Origin of the sequence: Paenibacillus sp. FJAT-26967 (genome assembly GCF_001541095.1) — a bacterium.
In the GTDB taxonomy this organism is placed as follows: domain Bacteria; phylum Bacillota; class Bacilli; order Paenibacillales; family NBRC-103111; genus Paenibacillus_F.
Genome location: NZ_LMXH01000001.1, coordinates 220,814 through 236,410, shown reverse-complemented (window position 1 = coordinate 236,410; position 15,597 = coordinate 220,814). Strand labels below are relative to the sequence as shown.

Below are 15,597 nucleotides of genomic sequence, written 5' to 3'. Positions count from 1 at the left end.
GTCATATACGGAAAGCAAGGTGACGGCTTATTTCACCGCACCTGCTGTAATTCCGCTTGCTATTTGACGCTGGAATATAAGATAGAAGATCATAACGGGCACCATCGAAATGAGCAGGGCTGCGAACAGCGGACCCCATTCGGTCCTGTACTGCATCTCTCCCTGCATAACGGCTATGCCGACAGGCAGCGTGTATTTGGAAGGTTCGCTGTTCAGGACAACACCTAGTATATATTCATTCCAAGTATTCAGGACATTGATAATACTGACGGAAATTAGTCCGGGTTTGGCGAGGGGCATCATAATTCGAAAAAAGATACCGTAATGGGAAGCTCCATCCATCATTGCGGCTTCCTCGATTTCCGACGGCAGGGTCTTGAAGAAGCCGACAAGCACGAAGACGCTGAAGGGGATGGTAGATACTGTATATACGATGATAAGGCCCAGCAGGGAGTTGGTCAATCCCATATCACTCATCAGAAAAAACAGCGGAATCATACCCAGGAACATCGGGATCATCATGGAAGCAATATAGAGATAGTACAGCGCGCCGCTTCCCTTGAAAGCATAGCGGGCCAGAACATAGGCCGTCATGGCGGACAACACAAGCCCCAGCACAACACTTGCAACCGTAACGATAATCGAATTCATGAAATAACCGCCAAACTGATATTTCTCCCATACATAACTGAAGTTAGAGAAAAGAAGCGGCAATTTCGGAAGATCCCAGGGATTGCCCAGGAAAAACTGCTGATTGTCTTTCAGCGATCCGAATACGGTCCAGATAAGCGGATACAGCACCATAATGGACCACAGAATCAACAACAGGTTGACGACAAAACGCCAGAACGGATTTTTAAGTCCATAGCTCATGCAAATAACCCCTCTACGAAATTTCTAGCGGTTCTCTCTTCATAATCCGCTGCAAGGCGGCCGTGGTGATTAATGATACGATGAGCGTCAACACGCCGATTGCAGCCGCATAGCTGAGGTGGAACTGCTTGAAGCCCTGCTGGTACAAATAAGAGCCAAGCACCTGTGTTGCGTTATCAGGTCCTCCCTCGGTCATAATCGACACGATAATAAAAGAACCGTTAAGTGTTGTCATGACGATCCACAGAACTGAAGTCTGGATTTGTTCCCAGGTCAGTGGGAGTGTAATGTTCCAGAATTGCTGCCACTGGGTAGCACCATCGAGGCCGGCCGCCTCATACAGGCTCTCCGGGATGCTCAGAATACCTGCGATCATAAGCAGTGTACAGAAGCCTACGCCTGCCCATATGGATGGCGGAAGCAGTGACCACATCGCCGTCGCTTTGTCCCCCAGCCAAGGGAACACATAGGCTTCGCCTTTAATGGCTCCGATGATGGAGTTCAGGAAACCGAGATTCGGGTTGTACACATAACGCCAGAGTACGCCGACAACAACGACGGAAATCACGTTCGGCAGGAAGAAAATCGCCCTGTAGAACCCGGCTCCTTTAATATTCAGCCTGGTTATCGCAACAGCGAAGAACAAAGCCAGAACCATAAAACCGATGACTTTGCCCAGAACCAGGAAGTAATCGTTCAGAATCGCCTTCGGGATAATCGGATCTCGGATCATTTCCTTGAAATTATCCAGGCCGATAAAGTTGTAATCCATCGAGCCGCCGGACCAGTCAAACAAACTCAGATAAATACCCTTGAGCATCGGATAAACCGTGAAAACCAGATAAATAATCAGGGTCGGTAAAATAAATGAAGCGATGAAAAGACGTCGTTTGGCTTGACCTCTTCCCCCTTTAGATTTCGCAAGAGGAGCTTGTGCTCTCCCGGTAACCGGTGTTCCTTTCATGCGCGTACCTCCGTTTTTGCTGCGGAACGACAATAAGGGAATTTACATTCCCTCATTATCCATTCCGGAGATATGTGTGCTTATTTTTTTAACTTGGCACGCTGTTTGGCGGCTTCATCCTCTAGACGTTTGGCCCACTCTTCTTTGGTAATGGTGCCCTGTGTCAAAGCAATAGTAGCATCGTTACGTACCTTCTTCAGATCTTCCGGAATCACCGGCTCTGGCGCAACCACCGTATCAGGCGAGCTGTACGATTTGATAGCGGTTTTCGCAAGAGGACTTGCATTCGTGCTGTCCAGGTTTGTTTTGATGTTCAGCAGTGCGCCTGTTGCTTCCGCCCACTTAGCAGCTTGTTTTTCCGTGAAGATAAACTGGATAAATGCTTTTGCCGCTTCCGGGTTCTTCGCTTTTTTGGCGATGCCCATCATAGCTGTTGTCGGAATTGCCACGCTCTTAGCGCCTTTAGCCTGTGTAATCGAAGGAATAAAGCCGAATTCAAAGCCTTGCGGAACATCTTTCTTCATTTCATTCTCGATCCAGAGACCATTCGGAATGAATGCGGCTTTGTGCTGCAGGAATTGAGTCTGGGAATCGGTATGATTCAGCGCAACGGAACCCTTGTCAATGAAGCCTTTGTCGCGCAACTCGACCAGTTTATCAAGCGATTTCATAACCGGTTCGCTTTTGAATACGCCCTCTTCCATGTTGTTAATTTTCTTGATAATCGAAGTATCGTAATTATTTGCCGCTACAGTAGCAGCATCCAGGAAAGCTCCATTGATGTAGTAAGGGTAGACACCCGTGTGAATATATACGCTCATCTTGCCGGACGCTTTAATCTTATCGCCAACCGCCAAGAAGCTTTCCCAGTCTTTCGGCTCTTCCCAGTTGTTCTTCTTGAATTCGGCACGATCCCAGAACGTTCCCCATGATCCGAATACGAGCGGGATGTCGTAGTATTTGCCCGCCTCATACTCTTCCGGCTTGGAGATCAGCATATCCATGATGTTCTTGCCATCGGCATTCTTTGCGGTTTTCAGCCAGTCGGTAATGTCCATCAGCTGGCCGTCCTGGAACATCGTTCTTGCATTCGCGCCTGCTCCGTCAATATAGACCACATCCGGCGGATTGCCTTGAATCCAGCGCGGTTTCATTTGATCGTTAATTTTCGCACCGGCGGATTGCTTGATTTTGAGATCCGGATTCGCTTTCTGGAATTCGTCGATGGCAGCTTTCCACCATGTATCCCCGTATCCGCCTACAAAATACTGGATTTCAAAATCACCGGTCAATTTCTTGGCGCCGGACCCCGTATCAGTAGTGGCAGCCGGTGAAGCTGCGGGTGTTGATGTCGGTGCAGCCGTCTTGCTGCAACCTGCCGCAAAAGCGGAAATAAGAAGTAAAGAAACACCCATGTTTAACCATTTGGACTTTTTCATGTGTACAAACACTCCTTTAAGATTCTTTTTGTAACCGATTTCATTTTGAAACGATCCCCCTGATGCTTAAGAAACAGTGTCCGTCTACCGAAAAATCCTCACCTCCTTCAGACAACAGAAAAAGGGCACAGTCAAAGAAGCAGAATCACTTCTTTAACTAATGCCCTTTCGGTAACATGTTAAAGTTTGGGTTTGAAATTAATTCCATACTACATGGATTCCAGGAATCCGTCAATCCCTTTCTTTTCATTTATTTAACATTTGTTTAGCTTACTTAACCGTGCTTCCCCTCCTGAATCCAGAGAACCTGATATCCGCCCTTGCACCAAGGGATATATGTCCTCATATGATGGAGTAATTCTTAAGATCACCCAGATGAAACATACCCCTTCATTCCCGGAAGGAGCCCGCCGTATGCCTCGTAAGACCGCAATCGTACGCAGCCCTGCCGATGACTGCGCGGAAGAACATGACGTAATCCGGCTGAGTCCTGCGCTTTTGCGGTCTTGGCGGCTCACTGCTGACAGCGTAATCTGTTTGCGCTTCGGCTCGGCAACCTGCGAAGCGAAGGTACAGCCACTGCCCGTTAAACGGCTCCGGTCCGCTGAAGAAGAATTGCATCTGCCGGAGAGGCTGTGCGGCAAACTTGGTCTGCGCGGCGGCTGGCGGCTCTCCCTGCTCTACCTGGCTCACGCCAAGTCGCTCTACCTCGGGCCGCTCGTTGGTGTCCTCATCAGCCGCCTGTACTCTTCCTCAGCAGAGATGCCCTTCGGTTCTATGACAGCCTTCTGTCAGGAACTCGCCCAAACTTGCGAGGCAGCCGGAGTCTGTATCTTTTTTTTCTCACCCGAGCAAATGGGCTCGCTTCCCGATGTAGGCGGTATGTATTATGACGGTGAATGGCACAAACGATCTTTCCCGGTCCCCCATGTCATTTATAACAGGCTGACTTCACGTAAGGACGAGAAGAAGCCGGATGTGCGGGAATTCCTGAAAACCGTGCATCTCCTTTATGACACACAAATTTTTAATGATAAATACCTGGATAAAAATGATGTATTTCAGGTGCTCCGGAATGATCCTGCTTTACGGGACCATTTGCCGGAAGCCTACCCATTCACTACCTACCAGCTGTTAAAAACGATGGCTCACCGCTATCCGGTTCTGTTCATCAAGCCCGCGGCGGGAAGCCTCGGCCAAGGCATTCTCAGATTGTTCCGCGCTGCCGATGATCGCTGCCAAATCCGTTATACGGCCATTAGCAGCACGGTCACCCTGCATTTTCAAACTCTCTCGCATGCTTACGCCTATATCGCGGCTAAAGTCCGCATCCAGCCGTATCAGATCCAGCAGGGACTCGATCTCCTTACAATCGGCAGCCGCCCCGTCGACTTCCGTGCTCTCGTTCAGAGAGACGGTGAAGGGAAATGGGTCCTATCTTCGCTCATAGCACGAATCGCGGCGGAGGAGCACTTTGTCTCCAATATCGCAAGGGGCGGCACGATAAGCGGAGTTCAAGAAGCACTCGAACAATCCCGGCTTCGTGCCATGAAGCAAGCCATCCATACGAAGCTCCGGAAAGCCGCACTCGGGATCGCACATTCGGTAGGTTCCCGTGTACCCGGATTATTCGGGGAACTCGGGATCGATCTGGCGGTGGATACGAGCGGCAGCGCCAAGCTTCTGGAGGTCAATTCGAAGCCCTCTCGGGAAGAGTTTGCCCGTCCTCACCCGGAGCAAGCCGTTCGGCCATCGATCAAACGACTGATAGACTACGCCATTTACCTGGCGAAATTTGCACAATAAGGCGGTGCGTACAATGGGCGGTGCCGCAAACCGCTGTCTGGGCGTCCTGGCTGCCTCAGATGAATCCATCTTGTCCGGAGATTCGGAGCCGTTCCTGCGCAAGTTATGCCTCCTTGGCGCAGAGGAAGGCGTAGACGTTATCGTATTTACGCCGGACAGCGTCTCCTGGGAGAAGAACTCAGTGAACGCTTATCACTTCCTGGCTGATACAGCCCGCTGGGAGCAAGGACATTTCCTCCTTCCTCCGATCATCTATGACCGCTGCTTCTGCAGCAGCCCGGCAGACCTCATTGTCTACAGGCGCCTGCTTGCCCAGCTCCGCGACCAGCCCGGTATCCGGCTGCTGGGCGGCGGACTTAGGGGCAAGTGGGATGTGCAGCGCCTGCTAGCAGCGGATTCCGTGCTCCGCCCTCACCTTGCGCTTACCTGTATGCTGCGCACCCTCCGGCAGCTCCAGGCTTGGCTGCATATCCGCAGCGAGGCTTTCCTGAAGCCGGAGGCGGGCACGCACGGTAAAGGCACGCTCCATATCGCACAACTGGGCAAGAATAGCAGCCTTTACCGGGTAAAAGGCCGCGACCGCTCCAATCGGCTGATCGAACTGGAATTCACGGATACCCCCGCCTTGTTCGGATGGATACGCAAATTCGTAGAGGGAAGACGCTATTTGCTCCAAGAGTATTTGCCGTTAACAACTGCGGACGGTACAGCATACGATGTCCGGTCCCTTATGCAGAAGAACGGCCGGGGCTCCTGGGAGTTAACCGGAACGGCGGTGCGCTGCGGAGATGAAGGCAGCGTCACCTCTAATCTGCATGGCGGAGGCAGCTCCTGTGAAGCGGACCCCTTCCTGCAGGAGCAGTTCGGCCGCTCCGCTGCGAGCGGGATAATCGACACGATATCCGCACTTTCTTACCGGATTCCGCTCGTACTGGAATCCTCACACGGCCGTCTTGCGGAACTCGGTATCGATTACGGCGTCTGCCGTGACGGCCGGATCCGCATACTCGAAGTGAATTCCAAGCCGGGCCGGGCTGCCTTCCGCAGCCTATCAGGCGGGGAGACCGCAAGGCTGGCTGTTTGCAACCCGGTCAGGTATGCAGCTTTTCTGCTCAAGTCGCAGCGGGCAGCAGCAGGGGCAACAAGTTTAGGAGGGTAACCCAATGAGTTTGACGACGTGCACGGTTCACGTAACAACCAAACAGGAAAGAAACATTTTCATTTCCGGAGAACTGGCCAAAGCGCTGAGGTTATCGAAAAGCAAGCAGCTCCAGCTCCAGGTCGGCTCCCAGTCCGTCACACTTCCGGCCCGGTATATCAAGAAAGCCGGCCTTCATCTTTATTTGCCCCAATCCGTTATTGCTTCTATCAAGCTTCCCCGGCTCGGCCCCTGCCTTGCTTCAAGCGGCAGCGGTAAAGAGATCCGGCTCGGTCCTGTCATCGGTGTTCTGACGAATACGATAGGTACCACTGCCGGTCCCTTCGGCTCACGCACCCCTTTCATCCGCTCTATTATGCAGCCGGGAGAGCGCAAGTCTTATCATGTGGCTTTTTCACCCAAAGATGTGAATTGGCAGCAGGGTACCGTGTCCGGATATCTCCTTCTTCCCGAAGGAGGCTGGGTGCGCAAAACGGTTCCTCTTCCCGACGTCGTATATAACCGTCTTCCTAGCCGCAAAGCGGAGAAGATGGAGTCGACCGAGATATTCAAGCAGCGTTTCGTTAAACGGAACATCCCCTTATTCAACTGGGGGTTCTTCGATAAATGGGATGTTTACCGGCTCTTGGAAAATGATCCCGTCTTCAAATTCGTCCCGGAGTCCGTCCTCAATCCTACAGCGATGCAAATTAAGGAACTCCTGGAAAATCACAAATTTATTTATTTAAAGCCGACAGCAGGCAGTCTCGGTATTGGTATCTACCGGATCACTTATTCACAAGGCAGGGGTTACTTCGTCCGGTACAGGCGCAGCGGCAAAAATGTCTTGCTCCGGTTCAACAAATTCGACGGCCTTGTCAAAATGCTCGGCGTCAACCGCGGAAAGCTGAACAACTATGTCATCCAGCAGGGAATCCGGCTGATTGAAATCGATTCGTGCCCGATAGACTTCCGCTTTCATATGACCAAGAACGGCAATAACGAGTGGGTAGTCGCAGCTATCGGCGCCAAGAAGGCCGGTAAGGGGAGCGTAACCACGCACCTTCGCAATGGTGGGCAATTGATGACAGCCGAGCAGGCCTTGAAGCAAGTATACGGCGGACGCAGCGAATCCATTCTGACCAAGATGAAGGAGACATCCATCGAACTCGCCAAAGCCATTGAGCATAATTACAATCACCCCCTCGGGGAACTTGGCTTTGATCTGGGCATTGATCAGAATGAACAGACGTGGATGTTCGAGGCAAACGCCAAGCCGGGCCGCTCTATCTTCAAACACCCGGGCCTCAAGCAGCAGGATAAAGCTTCACTCGCCAATGTCTACGATCACTGCGTCTACTTGAGCCGCTTCCGTGCGAGGAGGGATAGCTAGTGGACGCTACGATCCATAGCAGCAAGCAGCCTCCCCTTTGTATCGGCATCCTGACAACACCCGATCCCAAGCGGAAATTCTCGGGAAACCGGGAGAATTTCATCGATTTGATCCGGACCGGTTACGAACATGGCGCACTCGTTTATGTGGTGACTACAGCCGATATAAAGCTGGGGAGCAAGCAAGTGCAAGCTTTCTGCTATCAATTTCCAAGCAAGAAATGGAGAAAGCAGCTCATGCCCTTCCCGGATGTTATCTATAACCGGATTCCGACGCGACGCCTGGAGATCCAAAGTGATGTACAGCGGACGCTTCAGGCTTGTATCCGGAGTAAAAGCCTGAATGTGTTCAATCCGTATTTTTTTGATAAATGGACACTGTTCGAATGGCTGGATCAATCGAGTACGACCCGTAAATATGTCCCTACGACCAAGCAGCTGCACGGCAAATCCTCTCTGGAAGGCATGCTGAATCGCTTCGATTGTATTTACCTCAAGCCGATCGAAGGCAAGGCCGGCAAAGGAATCATGCGGCTGGAGCAGATCCCGGTCAAGAACAGCCAGCCTGTCCTTAAACTGACGATGCAAGAAAAAATGAACTCTCATTATGAACAATTCAATGATCTAAACGATGCCTGGAACCGGATTGACGGTCTGACCAGCGGAGAAGAGTACATTATCCAGCAAGGGATCTCTCTAGCCAGCTATAACAAGCGGCCGTTCGACCTGCGGGCCCTGCTGCAGAAGACCGCGGAAGGCAAGTGGAGCGTAACGGGAATCGGAGCCCGGGTTGCCGGTAAACGAAGCATCACAACCCATGTACCCAGGGGCGGAACTATTGATGATCCGGCCCGGCTGCTGGCGAAATCGTTCGGCAGCCTCAAAGCCAAGCGCATCCTCCGGCATTCGCGTAAAACTGCCCTGCTGCTTGCCCATAACCTGGAGAAGACCTCTAAGCAGACGCTTGGCGAAATGTCTATGGATCTGGGTATCGATACCAACGGGCGCACGTGGTTCTTCGAGGCCAATTCCAAGCCGATGAAGTTCGACGAGCCGCATATCCGTAATAAGTCACTCGAACGCATTATCAGCTACAGCCAGTATTTAGCGAAGAAGAGCAAATGAACAGTGAAGCCCCTTCTCCCGGACGCTTCACTTCAACACAAATCAAAGATCGCCCGCCACCTGAAAGAAGGTAGCGGGCGATCTTTGATTGTATTCAGCAGCAGAATGAATCAGCTGCCTGGCAGATCATGCCGGGTGGTTGTCACGGCTGCCTAGATGTCCCCGGCTATCCGGGCTAATCCGCTTGTTCCACTGGTTCAGAATCGCATAGGAAGCGAACAAGGCCATAAAAGGCATCAGCGGGACTGTATACCGGGAATGCGCCAAATAAACCATGTGTAACAACGTCATATAAGCAAACAGAACTGTCAGCAACAGAGTAAGGCGGTTACGGCGTGACTGCCAGATTCCTTTAAATCCGTAGATCAGGATGAAATAGTGCATCATGATGACGGGAATAATGTTAATTCCGTGAACTTTAACCCAGTAATAAACATCGCCCCAGAACATAGTGAATTTACCTGCCGTATACCACTGCAAATAATAAAGCGGCTGTTCGGTAAACCCTTCTTTGATTCGTTCCTTGGCCCACTTTGTATCATATGCGTCATTCTCAGCTAAATGATCGGACCGTGGCCAAGTCCTTTGCTCCTCAATCGTAGGAGGCCCAAAAGGAAACGTCCCGAGCAGAAGGGGATTGCCGCTTGACTGAGTCAAAGGAATGAAACGGCCGCCGGACACCTCATAGTTGCGAACCCACCAAGGGAGCAGACACAGCACGAAAATAACGGAAGCGACGGACAGGCACGTCAGCAGCTTTTTCCAGGGAATCGCCCGCCAGTAAAGAAGCAGAAGAAGAAATAATCCGGGCCAGAGCGCAATCGTAGGCCGGACGTATACAGCGAATACCCAGGCAAGTCCAAAAGCTGCCGCTACGCCGAGCGTCGGTTTATCCATGGCTTTGAGAGCGGTGTAAATCAGGAGCATAACCGCCAATACAAATAATGCCTCGGTCAAAATCAGAAATGATACGAGCCACATGGGTAAATAAAAAGCTGTGAGTATGACCGCTAGAAGCGCCACTTTTTCATTAAAAATACGTGTGCCTATTTGAAATAAAAGATAGAGCGCGAAAGTAACCATAAGGACTTGAACAATCCGCAAAGTCTGTTCCAGTTCATAACCGGTGCCGATCCATTTCATGAAAATAGCAATAAATGCCGGAAGAGCCGGCGTAATAAACATCGTAGGACGAGTCGGATCGTTGTAGGTTAACATCCCCTCTTCAAGCCAGATACGGGCCGTTTCGATATACAACTTATCGTCCGATCCAAGGCTGTATGAGTGCCCGTTGACCAGAACCTCGATGATTTTAAGCAAAGTTGAGACTAGCAGAACGATCCCCAGCCAGGAACGCACCGAAAGAGAACGCAGTTTCCTCCACATCAATGACTCTCTTACTCCCCTTTCTTACCAGTTCCTTACCGTATTTGATTCCTTGTCAATCCTTGCCAGGTCCCCTCATAAATAGAAGCGCGTTACGAATAACGCGCCGAAAGTCCGATCATCCCTACACCGATCAGAATCACGATACATCCTGCTATTTTGAGCAAAGAGAGCTGCTCGTTGAACACATAATAAGCACCGATAACTGTGATCAGATAAGCAACGCTCTGCATGGGATAGGCGATACTGATGTCCACCTTGTTCAGAATGAACAGCCAGAGGACTGTAGCCAGTCCATAAATGAAAAGTCCTCCCAATATAAAAGGAGAAAACATCAAATGAATGATACTTTGCAGATTTTCAAATGGATCTGTTTTGCGGGAGAGCCCGTATTTCCATAAAAATTGTCCGCTCACCAGCATGAGCGTATTCAATAAGATCAATCCGATATGTACCGGGTTCATGGCTTTTCTTGTCTCCCTGTATGTGTAAAAGTATCAGGCCCGTTCTCACTTTTCTGTTTGAGCAGCATGACTTCGTTCTCGAGATAAGCGTGTTCCTGGGCGAGCGTCTTGATCATGTCCTGCTGCTTCGACAACTGAATGGTTTGATGAACAAGCATACTGAGCATCACAACGATCACAATCAGGAAGATGAGCGAAGGCATGTAGGACACGCCGATCCAAAGGGCAAACCGGTTCAGAAGCGGAATACCGATGCCGGTAATAATGCCTGTAATTGCTATGAGAATCCAAGTGAAGGCATGGCGGTCTTTGAGCTTATTTTTGCTCGTATAATATAATATCTGGAATAGGAATAAGACAGTAATTCCAATTGTAATGCCTTGAATCAAAGTAAGGCCCCTCCCTAGAAGCTTCTCCGGATAATGGAAAACATGGTCACCTTCAGCATATAATAGACCGACCTCACCACATTAATGGATGATACACCGCCTTGGCGTTTTTTCATCTCCACACTAATTTCTTTGATCCGGTACTTGCTGCGGGCCATGGATACCAATATTTCCACTTCCGGGTAATCCACGGGGTACTGCTTAGAGAACTCGTTAATAATATTGCGGTTCACAATCCGGTACCCTGATGTCGGGTCAAAAATCCGATTGCCTGTAAGCAGGCGGATCAGCATATAAAAGTAATAAATACCGATACGTCTAGGCAGGCTGCTTTTGTAAGAACTTTTCTCCACGAAGCGGGAGCCGATTACAATATCCGTATCCGATGTTCGGATCTCGCTCACGAGCTTGTCTATATCGCGGGGATCGTGTTGTCCGTCTGCATCCAGTTGGATGGCATATTCATAACCGTGACGCGCAGCATATCGGTAACCGGTCTGCATCGCACCGCCGATACCCAAGTTAACGGGCAGACGAACTCCGTTATATCCCCGCTCTCTTATGATAGCCGACGTCCGGTCCGTTGACCCGTCATCGACGATCAAATAGTCATAGCTCGTATATCGTCTTAGATGTTCAACCGTCTGCTCGATTGCGTCTTCTTCATTATAAGCAGGGATGATAATCAGCACGTCGCTTTGTCTGGACATACGGTTTCCTCCTTTTCTCTATCCGACTACCCCTTCTTATGTCCAGATCTCTCTTGTTGTTAGGTTCTGTTAGGTTCATCGTTTTCTATAATTTTGGTTTAGCAATTTGTCAGCATCTTGTAACAAAAAGACCTTTGTAGTAGTTCTCAACCTGCTGTACGAACACTGAATCATTATAGTGCAAATTGATTAACTTGAACAGTTATCTCGATGGCAACTTCCAGCATATGTATACAGGACTTTACCCACTGCAGAGTCGGAACGAAACCAATCCGCTCATGAAAGCGTATATAATTTTATAGCATCATCCAGTATTTGATAGAGGAGGGATGAGATGGAAACCTGGTACTGGGGTCTGTTTATCGCCGGTGTTCTGTTTGCACTGGTTACACTTATTTTCGGTGAAATACTCGGACACCTCTTCGGATTCCTGGACTCTGCAGGCGGTCATCACATGCCTGTACTCCAGCCTGCCGTCCTTGTCGGCGGAATTACGACCTTCGGAGGAGCCGGCATCCTCCTTACCCGCTACACGGAATTCTCAGCTCTGCAGACAGGAATTGTCTCCTTGCTGATTGCAGCTGCGTTGTCGATGCTCACGTATCTGGTGTATGTCAAACCGATGGCGAACAGCGAGAACTCCGTCGGTTTCTCGATTCAGGATCTTACCGGTAAGATCGGCGAAGTAACGATACCTGTACCTGCCGCCGGACACGGGGAAGTCATTCTGCGCATTGGCGGCGGAGTGACGAATCAGATTGCCGCAAGCTTTGACGGCAAGACCATTCCTTCGCATCTGCGTGTCGTTGTCGTCGAAGTCAAGGACGGTATCCTGCTCGTTTCTCCACTGGATTCCGAATCCGAGCTTAATTAACCAACAAAGGAGCTGTGCCCATGTTTTTATCAGATGTTGTGATTATCCCCGGAATTATCGTTGCTGTCATCCTCATACTCGGTATCGCATTCTGGGCCCGTTACAAAACCGTTTCCCCGGATGAAGCCATGATTGTTACGGGTTCTTTCCTTGGAAGCAGAAACGTCAGCATCGACGAATCCGGCCGCAAAATGAAAATCGTGCGCGGCGGCGGGGCTTTCATCCTGCCTATCTTCCAGCAGTCGCAGTTTCTCTCCCTTCTCTCCCATAAACTCGATGTCATGACTCCCGAGGTTTATACAGAGCAAGGTGTACCTGTCATGACAGATGCGGTCGCGATCATTAAAATCGGCGGCTCTGTCGAAGATGTGGCAACTGCCGCAGAACAGTTCCTCGGCAAACCGACCGAAGCGCTCAAAAGCGAAGCGCAGGAAGTTCTCGAAGGTCATCTCCGCGCTATCCTCGGATCGATGACCGTCGAGGAAGTCTACCGCAACCGTGACCGCTTCGCCCAAGAGGTACAAGGCGTCGCCGCCCGCGATCTCAAGAAAATGGGACTCCAGATCGTATCCTTTACGATCAAAGATGTCCGCGACAAACACGGTTATCTGGACGCACTCGGTAAGCCCCGGATCGCTGCAGTGAAGCGGGATGCCGATATCGCCGAAGCAGAAGCTATACGGGATTCCCGTATCCAGAAAGCAAAGGCCGAGGAAGAAGGACAGAAGGCTGAGCTGCTGCGGGATACGAACATTGCTGAAGCAAGCAAAGAGAAAGAACTGAAAGTCGCCGCCTTCAAAAAAGATCAGGATATGGCGAAGGCCGAAGCCGATCAGGCCTATCATATCCAGGAGGCACGCTCAAAACAGAGCGTAGTCGAAGAGCAGATGCGTGTCGAGCTTGTTCGTAAAGAGCGGGAAATCGATCTGGAAACCAAAGAAATCCTGCGCCGCGAAAAACAATACGATGCCGAAGTCAAGAAGAAAGCGGACGCCGACCGTTACTCCGTCGTGCAGGCCGCGGAAGCGGAGAAATCCCGCAAGATGCTAGAAGCCGAAGCGCTGCAGTTCCGCATCGAGGCGGAAGCCAAGGCTAACGCCGAACAGAAACGCCTCGACGGTCTGGCGATCGCCGACTCCGAGCGGGCGCGCGGTACGGCAGAAGCCGATGTAATCCGGCTTCGCGGTCTGGCCGAGGCCGAAGCGAAGCAGCGTCTGGCCGAAGCCTTCGAGAAGTTCGGCGAAGCCGCCGTGCTCGACATCATCGTGAAGATGCTGCCTGAGCTGGCCGGCAAAGTTGCCGAACCGATCAAGAACATCGACAAGCTGACGGTGGTCGATACCGGTCACGGCGAAGGAGCTGCACGCCTCAGTAATTACGTCACATCGCTGATGGCAACCGCCCCCGAGATGCTGAAGAATGTCTCCGGGATCGACGTGGAGCAGCTCATCAAAGGCCTGACGACACGCGCGCCCCAGCCGGCAACCCAGCAGCCCCGGCCCTTGTTGACTGCGGCCGATACCCCCGCTGCCGAAGCGATAGCAGCCGCCCAGGAGACCGAGCCGGAGAAAGCTTGATTTGGAGCATGCGGCCTGAACAACGGACATATCAGCACGGCTGATTCTTCGTCCACGCTCCAAATGGGATCGTACGTGAATCGCAGCCCGATTTACCCAGAATGCCGCTTAAAGTCTGTCTGCAAGTAGATCTCCCCTCCTCTTTCATCTGTTAAACGCTGGCAGTTGGCGCAACGATTGCCGCGCAAAGAATGCGCGTTCCTACCGGGAACGCGCTTTTCTTGTCAGCGTCCGCCCGCCTCGGCCCGCCGTACTTTTCTGCCTGCGCCCAGCCTGCCGGAGAGGTAAGCAATCCCTTGAACGAGCAGTCCCGATACCATAAGCATGAGCAGGAGCATCATGCCGATCGTGTAACGCGGCTCCGGTATAAACATAAGCTGAGTGCCGAGCATAATAAAGAAGATCGCTGCCAGATACCGGTAGCTTTTGTTAATAAACCAGCTCACTAAAGAGCTCATCAGACCTGCCAGCACCAGCAGCTTATGAAGCTTGGGCAGCATAAGCGCATACCAGCCAGCAACCGTTCCGGGATAATCCCCCATATAAATCCGGTTCCAGAACATTTCCTTCAGTTTACCCACCGTAAACCATCGGATCCAGAGAGCCGGATCGGTCTGCAGCCCCTCCTTGATCCGCCGGATCGCTTCACCCTTCTGATCATTCGGGTCAATGCGGCTCCAATCCAGCGTCCCTCTCATATACGGGTCAGTTCCGCCCAGCAGCGGGTTTGCCGCTCCCTCTTTGGACAAAAAAATAAATTCCTGAAACGTCACCAGATTGCGTACCCACCAGGGCAGCATTCCTATTGCAAAAGCAAGCACACCCCAGCCGATCTCCTTGACAAACGGTTTGCGGTACTGAAACCAGAGGAAAATATAAGGCACGGGAGCGATAAGAAGAATATTAGGCCGGATCAGAACCGAAAGCGCCAGCAATATTCCGGCTATCAAGTGATCCTTACGCTTGTTTTCCTGGATAATCTTCACTTGATAGTAGACGAGCGCCATTAAAGAAGTCATGAATATAACCTCTGTAAGAATTAGAGACGTCACGAAAATAAAAGGCGCGTATACGGCTGCCATCAGAGCTGCCACGATGCCCGTCTGCCAATTGAACAGCCTGTTTCCGATTTTATAAAGAAATCCTATTGCCGCTAAACTGATAAAAGCCTGTAAAACTCTCACCACCATGTAGGTCTGCTCGATATCCGTATAGCCAAACACCGCTAAAATTGCGGTCAGAAACAAAGGAAAACCGGGTGTCACATATGTATTGGATTCCGTACTCAGGTAACCGTATACCCCTTGTTCAATAATTTGCTCGGCCATCACGGTATAGTTCTTCTGATCGTACTCCAAAGGTTCATATTCGTTGCCAAGCAGGTATGTAAGCCTCAGAACAAGCGCTATAATCAGGACAAACCAGATAAGTAATATTTTCACTAGCTGCACTGATTTCAA

Annotated in this window: 14 protein-coding genes; 6 read left to right on the top strand and 8 right to left on the bottom strand. The window is 50.9% G+C overall.

Annotation, left to right across the window (positions count from 1 at the left end; translation table 11 throughout):
* Nucleotides 1-27 precede the first annotated feature (27 nt).
* From AR333_RS01095 to AR333_RS01085, 3 genes are all read right to left on the bottom strand, one after another.
* Entirely contained in the window at nucleotides 28-873 is an 846-nt protein-coding gene (locus tag AR333_RS01095; protein WP_068773514.1) for a carbohydrate ABC transporter permease, read from the bottom strand.
* 13 nt (nucleotides 874-886) lie between these two features.
* Entirely contained in the window at nucleotides 887-1,837 is a 951-nt protein-coding gene (locus AR333_RS01090) for a carbohydrate ABC transporter permease (protein WP_068773513.1), read from the bottom strand.
* A gap of 80 nt (nucleotides 1,838-1,917) precedes the next feature.
* Entirely contained in the window at nucleotides 1,918-3,276 is a 1,359-nt protein-coding gene (locus AR333_RS01085; protein WP_068773512.1) for an extracellular solute-binding protein, read from the bottom strand.
* A 414-nt stretch (nucleotides 3,277-3,690) separates the two neighbouring features.
* Between AR333_RS01085 and AR333_RS01080 the strand changes: the two genes are divergently transcribed.
* From AR333_RS01080 to AR333_RS01065, 4 genes are read left to right on the top strand one after another with little or no spacing between them, the layout of a single operon-like run.
* On the top strand, nucleotides 3,691-5,082 hold the full coding sequence (locus tag AR333_RS01080) for a YheC/YheD family protein (RefSeq protein ID WP_068773511.1): 1,392 nt from the start codon (nucleotides 3,691-3,693) through the stop codon (nucleotides 5,080-5,082).
* Nucleotides 5,083-5,095: 13 nt separating this feature from the next.
* A complete protein-coding gene (locus AR333_RS01075) occupies nucleotides 5,096-6,241 on the top strand; it encodes a YheC/YheD family protein (RefSeq protein ID WP_068773510.1) in 1,146 nt (381 codons plus the stop codon).
* Nucleotides 6,242-6,245: 4 nt separating this feature from the next.
* Nucleotides 6,246-7,613 (top strand): YheC/YheD family protein, encoded by a 1,368-nt coding sequence (locus tag AR333_RS01070; RefSeq protein ID WP_068773509.1) that lies wholly within the window; start codon nucleotides 6,246-6,248, stop codon nucleotides 7,611-7,613.
* Nucleotides 7,613-8,737, top strand: coding sequence for a YheC/YheD family protein (locus AR333_RS01065; protein ID WP_068773508.1), 1,125 nt, complete (start codon nucleotides 7,613-7,615; stop codon nucleotides 8,735-8,737). The genes AR333_RS01070 and AR333_RS01065 overlap by 1 nt, the downstream gene beginning before the upstream one ends.
* Nucleotides 8,738-8,863: 126 nt before the next feature.
* Here AR333_RS01065 and AR333_RS01060 read toward each other — a convergent pair whose 3' ends face one another.
* The 4 genes from AR333_RS01060 to AR333_RS01045 all read right to left on the bottom strand — a co-directional run bounded on the left by AR333_RS01060 (nucleotide 8,864) and on the right by AR333_RS01045 (nucleotide 11,686).
* Nucleotides 8,864-10,123 carry a glycosyltransferase family 39 protein gene (locus AR333_RS01060; protein ID WP_068773507.1) on the bottom strand — a complete coding sequence of 420 codons (1,260 nt, stop codon included), beginning with the start codon at nucleotides 10,121-10,123 and terminating at the stop codon, nucleotides 8,864-8,866.
* Between the two features lie 92 nt (nucleotides 10,124-10,215).
* The gene (locus AR333_RS01055; protein WP_068773506.1) at nucleotides 10,216-10,587 is read right to left on the bottom strand and encodes an EamA family transporter; all 372 of its coding nucleotides are present in this window, start codon (nucleotides 10,585-10,587) and stop codon (nucleotides 10,216-10,218) included.
* Nucleotides 10,584-10,976: a DUF2304 domain-containing protein gene (locus AR333_RS01050; RefSeq protein ID WP_068773505.1), complete on the bottom strand. Its 393-nt coding sequence runs from the start codon at nucleotides 10,974-10,976 to the stop codon at nucleotides 10,584-10,586. Before AR333_RS01050 ends, AR333_RS01055 begins: the two co-directional genes overlap by 4 nt.
* A 14-nt stretch (nucleotides 10,977-10,990) precedes the next feature.
* A complete protein-coding gene (locus AR333_RS01045; RefSeq protein ID WP_068773504.1) occupies nucleotides 10,991-11,686 on the bottom strand; it encodes a glycosyltransferase family 2 protein in 696 nt (231 codons plus the stop codon).
* 334 nt (nucleotides 11,687-12,020) lie between these two features.
* On the opposite strand from AR333_RS01045, the gene AR333_RS01040 reads away from it, so the two are divergent.
* Nucleotides 12,021-12,560 carry a protease gene (locus AR333_RS01040; RefSeq protein ID WP_068773503.1) on the top strand — a complete coding sequence of 180 codons (540 nt, stop codon included), beginning with the start codon at nucleotides 12,021-12,023 and terminating at the stop codon, nucleotides 12,558-12,560.
* Nucleotides 12,561-12,580: 20 nt separating this feature from the next.
* Complete coding sequence (locus AR333_RS01035; RefSeq protein WP_068773502.1) at nucleotides 12,581-14,137, top strand: flotillin family protein; 1,557 nt, start codon at nucleotides 12,581-12,583, stop codon at nucleotides 14,135-14,137.
* A gap of 224 nt (nucleotides 14,138-14,361) precedes the next feature.
* On the opposite strand, the gene AR333_RS01030 is transcribed toward AR333_RS01035, so the two are convergent.
* Nucleotides 14,362-15,588 carry a glycosyltransferase family 39 protein gene (locus AR333_RS01030; RefSeq protein WP_253735775.1) on the bottom strand — a complete coding sequence of 409 codons (1,227 nt, stop codon included), beginning with the start codon at nucleotides 15,586-15,588 and terminating at the stop codon, nucleotides 14,362-14,364.
* Between the last annotated feature and the right edge of the window lie 9 nt (nucleotides 15,589-15,597).